Below are 4702 nucleotides of genomic sequence, written 5' to 3'. Positions count from 1 at the left end.
ACTCTGGCCCTTGTTACCAGGGATGCTGACTTCAAACCCCTTTTAAGCAAGGCAAATGAGAACGGAAAAGAAACTATTCTTTTTGGAGTGGAGCCAGGATTCTCTGCGGCTCTCAGGAATTCTGCAGATTACGTCATTATACTTGAGAACAACCAGATGAACTTCTATGATGATGATTTTTATACAAATGCTCCTGAAAAGTCACAACATCCAGCAGAAATAGAGGCAATACCTGAATAAGAACAGGTCAAGTTCCCTTGACCTCATTGATCATTTCTTCAAGTCTTTCACTGGAAATACCATATTTTGTTTCTGCACTGTTCTTTACCTTTTCAATAAGTGCGCATAGTGCTTCATGGTCAAGGTCATGGCCCATACTTCTCACTATGCCTTTTAGTGCTTTTATTCCAGTGTGCTTACCAACTATCAAACGGCGCTGGCCGCCGACCATTTCCGGACTGAACAGTTCATAGGTCCTTGGTTCTTCCAGTATGGCACATACATGGATACCCGATTCATGAGAAAAGGCATGTTCTCCTATGACTGCTTTTGTCACTCCGGGCTTAATACCGGAATATCTTTCCACTTTCTTTGAAAGGCCTGTGAGTTTTCTGGTATCATATCTGTCAATATCGTATTGGACCCTGAGGGCTACAAGCACTTCTTCCAGTGAAGCGTTACCTGCTCTCTCCCCAATGCCATTCACAGTGGTATGCAGTTGTTTTGCACCTGCTTCTGCAGCTGCCAGCGTATTGGCCGTGGCCATGCCAATGTCGTCATGGCAATGTATACAAACGGGGGTTTTCACAACTTTTTTTATTTCCTTTACAAGGTAATAGGTGGTGCTTGGGTTAAGGATGCCGATAGTATCTGCAATACTTACATAGTTCACCTTATACTCCTCTGCAGCGAGGAACGCACGTTTCAGTGTCTCTATGTCCGTTCTGCTCCCGTCCTCCGCAGCAAACCGAACTCCCAGTCCGTGGTCCTTTGCATATTGTACGGCTTCCATGGCAAGTCCGAACATCTCTTCATAGCTTTTATGGTATTTGTGCTTGAGATGAAGTTCTGACATGGCAATGAAAATGCTTACAAAGTCCACATCACATTCAATAGCTGCTTCCACATCGCTCACCCTGGAGCGTGCCAGACAACATGTTTTTGAATTGAGGCCCATGTTAGCTATCTCTTTAACGATTTCCTTTTCGGTCTGTGAGACCACAGGGAAACCGGACTCTATTATCTCGACCCCGATAGCATCCAGCTCAGTTGCTATATCTATTTTCTCCTCCCTCGTAAACACTACACCGGGAGTTTGTTCCCCATCGCGCAGTGTCACATCGCAGATCTCTATGTCCAGGGGCGCAATATCAAGGAAATGCATCAATTCATTGCGTGAATAATCTTTTGTTAGTACCATATGTCTATCACTTTTAAAATGGTCTTAAGTTTATTGTAACTGCAAATGTGTGAGGATGTTAAATATAATTTTCGCAATCAAGCGATACCATTATAATCAGAATGACCGGTATGTCACTACCACTTGAACAAAATATCAGGCAAGCTTGTTCTTAACTTTCTCGTAGAAGCCATCTATCGGCATTTTTACAAAACGTGCCGGATTCCTGGCCCTTGTAAGCGTTATCACATCATGTTCATGGATATGGTATGTGTGCTGCCCGTCCAATACGATCACAGCTTCTTTTTCGGGCATTGTCATTGTAAGCCTTATCTTGCTGCTGCCAGGCACAACCCATGGTCTTGCTGAGAGCTTAAATGGAGCAAGGGGTACTATCAATGTTGCATCCACCCTTGGATCGATTATAGGTCCACCCGCACTCATCGCGTAGGCCGTTGAACCTGTTGGGGTTGCTATTACCACTCCATCTGCACGCATTTCATCGATCTGGGATTCATCCACACATACACTGAATGACAGTATCTTTGCTGGCCTGGAAGTGATCAACACCAGTTCATTAGTAGCACACGGAAGATAATCCTCATTGAGCTGTACAGCAAGTCTGGAGCGTTCCGTGCATGTAAAGCCCTGTAGCACGTTCTCTATAGCTTCTATAGCTTCCTCAGGTTTCACATCCACAAGAAAACCCAGTGTACCCATGTTGATAGCAAGTAATGGCAGAGGATCATCCATTTTGGAAATGGTGCGAAGTACAGTTCCATCCCCGCCAACCGAAATGATGAGTTCCACACCTGCATCCCGCATAGAGTCTATTGGCATACAGGCATACTTATTTCCCAGATGTTCAGCAGTCCTGGGGGAAAGGAATATATCAACTTCATCCCTGAAACGGGCAATTATTCTTTCCACCATCTCAAGAGCTTCATGCTTGTCATATCTTGATACGACCCCTATTTTCTTTATCATCTCATCATCTCCCGGTAATATCAAGGATTTGCTGATGTGACATACCATTCGTTGCCACCATATATACACGGTTCACAACATTATCCTGAAGCAACAGCTTGCGGCCTTTTTCATCACTGACGATACCTCCTGCTTCCTCCAGTATAAGTGTGCCTGCAGCAACATCCGTAAGACGTAAAGAGCCTCGCACATCCACGAACGCATCCAGTTTCCCGCAAGCCACATAGCACAGTTCAAGGGAAACACAGCCAAGGATGCGGATCCTGCGCACTGCCTGACAAAGATTGGTCGTCTTGGTCACATGAGGGTGATAACCATACACACTGACACAGAAGTCCATAATGTCCGATCTAGCTGATGTATATATCCTGTTTCCGTTCAGGTACGCTCCTTTGCCAAGTTCCGCACAGTACACATCACCTGTAGTAAAGTCTTTAACATACCCAAAATTGATCCCGGATAAACAGGGATTTGCAATAGCTATGGAAATACTGTAGAAAGGGATTCCCATTGCAGCATTATGGGTTCCGTCCAGAGGGTCCATGATCAGAGCAATTTTGGGATCGCAGCCAATGATCTTTTCTCCGCACTCTTCACTAATTATACGTGTGGAACGACCCGCTTTTTCCAGCTCCAGGATGATCGCGCTTTCAGATGCGTCATCAATGAGTTTTGTGGGAGTGCCATCGGCACCAATGTACAGGGTAGTATATGCTTCGGGCTTCCCCACAAGGTCCTTTATGGCTTTGTATGAGGCTGCAGAAACCCTTTCGCAGAGTTCCAACAGCCCAATATCGATCTGCATAAAAGAATGGGTCTCAGATACCCATTGCCTTGTTCGTCTTCTCTATGGACCTTGCACCATTGCTCTCAAGTTCCATCATTGCCCGGATAGCATCCACGTTCTCCGGGATAACATCTGATTCCTGATGGATGGCCTGGAAGAAGTATAGTTCTCCTTCGTCCACTGTGATGGACTGGTCCCAGATGCAGTTCTCCCACATATCACCGCGTGGGCGGCCGAGGTCTTTTCCAAGCTCCATGATCTCAGCAGTGGAGGTGATCCCCTGACCGACGAACCTTATACGGGACTGGGCATCCAGAAGGTCTGCCACTTCATCTGCAGAGCACTGCTTGTCCATTTCGATGTTCAGACTGTGCAGATGCATAAGGGTGGTGGAAAGCACCACAGCCGTAGAAGTGATGTTGATGTGGGGAATGACGGATTTCACATCAGGCCCATGGTGTGAGGGCAATTTGATAGGGTTTGGGACAATGGCGTTTATCGGTCCCTTCTTGACATCGTTGGGGTCAGCAGCTCTGCGCATAAGTGTCACACGTACCTTCTTTATTCCGAATTCCTGGTCAAGCGGATAGATCACCCTGCACAGTCCTGTGGTATTACAGGAAACAACCCTTACGAAATCTCGACCCAGGGCTTCCTCATAATTGGCAACAGCATTGAAAGAGCAACCTGCAAGCTCGTGCTCCTCTCCTCCCTGCCAGATGGCCTTGACACCTGCCTTTGTGTAAAGTGCCTTGTTCTCCTCGCCTAATCCTCCAGGAGTGCAGTCAACAACTATGTCTGCGGCCTGTATCATGTCCTCTATGGTCCCGGAGGCCTGTATACCGCCTTTTTCCATACCTTTTAACTTGTCGGCAGGTGCGAACACAGGGTAACCCTTATCCAGGGCCACGAAAGCTTCGAAGTTGGGCTTGGTCTTGGAGATGCCAACTATTTCCATGTCCTTCTGCATCTGCACAGCATCTGCAACACGTTTACCTATTGTTCCATAGCCATTTATAGCAACTTTTACTTTTGACATTGATAATACCTCTTCTCTCCTCTATTGCAAGTACATAATGCTTCTGGAAGCCGTTCCTTCAAATTTATATTGAATGAAGCATTTGATAATTATGTGATTATATGTATTAAGTTAATAATAGTTATTTACTGAGTATAACTATTTCCCCTTTTGAGAAGTCTATTAGTTTGATAACGCCCTTTAAGGTTGTTCTGTCCCCGAGTATGCCTATAAGTTCTATGGAATCCCCATCGACCATTACCTTTGTAACGGACTCCATCACCAGCTGTCTGGTATTATCTTCTAAAAGTATTGCGTCCAATTCACACATAATGTTCACCTGATCATTGTTCAAATAGTCGCGCCACAGAATGGCCTACATCCACTCCTATGTGCCTGGCCACAGGTTTGCACTTGGCCTTAAGCAGATATGCGATAGGTCCCATTTCATGCTCTGTAAGGGTTTCATAGTTCGCCATACCTTTGCTGATTATTAAAGACGCATCCCTGA

7 protein-coding genes are annotated in these 4702 nt (G+C 45.7%); 1 reads left to right on the top strand and 6 read right to left on the bottom strand.

Annotated features, from left to right (window positions below; genetic code table 11):
- Positions 1–240, top strand: a 240-nt coding sequence (locus AB7U21_RS10400; RefSeq protein ID WP_428388852.1) for an NYN domain-containing protein, incomplete at its 5' end; no start/stop codon positions are given.
- Between the two features lie 7 nt (positions 241–247).
- Here AB7U21_RS10400 and AB7U21_RS10395 read toward each other — a convergent pair.
- The 6 genes from AB7U21_RS10395 to AB7U21_RS10370 form a co-directional block, all read right to left on the bottom strand.
- Positions 248–1420: a homocitrate synthase family protein gene (locus AB7U21_RS10395; RefSeq protein ID WP_428388850.1), complete on the bottom strand. Its 1173-nt coding sequence runs from the start codon at positions 1418–1420 to the stop codon at positions 248–250.
- Positions 1421–1555: 135 nt separating this feature from the next.
- On the bottom strand, positions 1556–2386 hold the full coding sequence (locus AB7U21_RS10390) for an NAD(+)/NADH kinase (RefSeq protein ID WP_428388848.1): 831 nt from the start codon (positions 2384–2386) through the stop codon (positions 1556–1558).
- A 4-nt stretch (positions 2387–2390) separates the two neighbouring features.
- Positions 2391–3191: a bifunctional fructose-bisphosphatase/inositol-phosphate phosphatase gene (locus tag AB7U21_RS10385; RefSeq protein WP_428388846.1), complete on the bottom strand. Its 801-nt coding sequence runs from the start codon at positions 3189–3191 to the stop codon at positions 2391–2393.
- 13 nt (positions 3192–3204) lie between these two features.
- Positions 3205–4212, bottom strand: coding sequence for a type II glyceraldehyde-3-phosphate dehydrogenase (locus tag AB7U21_RS10380; protein ID WP_428388844.1), 1008 nt, complete (start codon positions 4210–4212; stop codon positions 3205–3207).
- A gap of 121 nt (positions 4213–4333) precedes the next feature.
- The gene (locus AB7U21_RS10375) at positions 4334–4522 is read right to left on the bottom strand and encodes a CooT family nickel-binding protein (protein ID WP_428388842.1); all 189 of its coding nucleotides are present in this window, start codon (positions 4520–4522) and stop codon (positions 4334–4336) included.
- A gap of 13 nt (positions 4523–4535) precedes the next feature.
- Positions 4536–4685: an ARMT1-like domain-containing protein gene (locus tag AB7U21_RS10370; RefSeq protein WP_428388854.1), complete on the bottom strand. Its 150-nt coding sequence runs from the start codon at positions 4683–4685 to the stop codon at positions 4536–4538.
- Between the last annotated feature and the right edge of the window lie 17 nt (positions 4686–4702).

The organism is Methanomethylovorans sp. (assembly GCF_050177135.1).
Classification (GTDB): Archaea; Halobacteriota; Methanosarcinia; order Methanosarcinales; family Methanosarcinaceae; genus Methanomethylovorans.
Note: the sequence above shows the minus strand (reverse complement) of the source record. Positions and strands in the feature narration are given on the sequence as shown.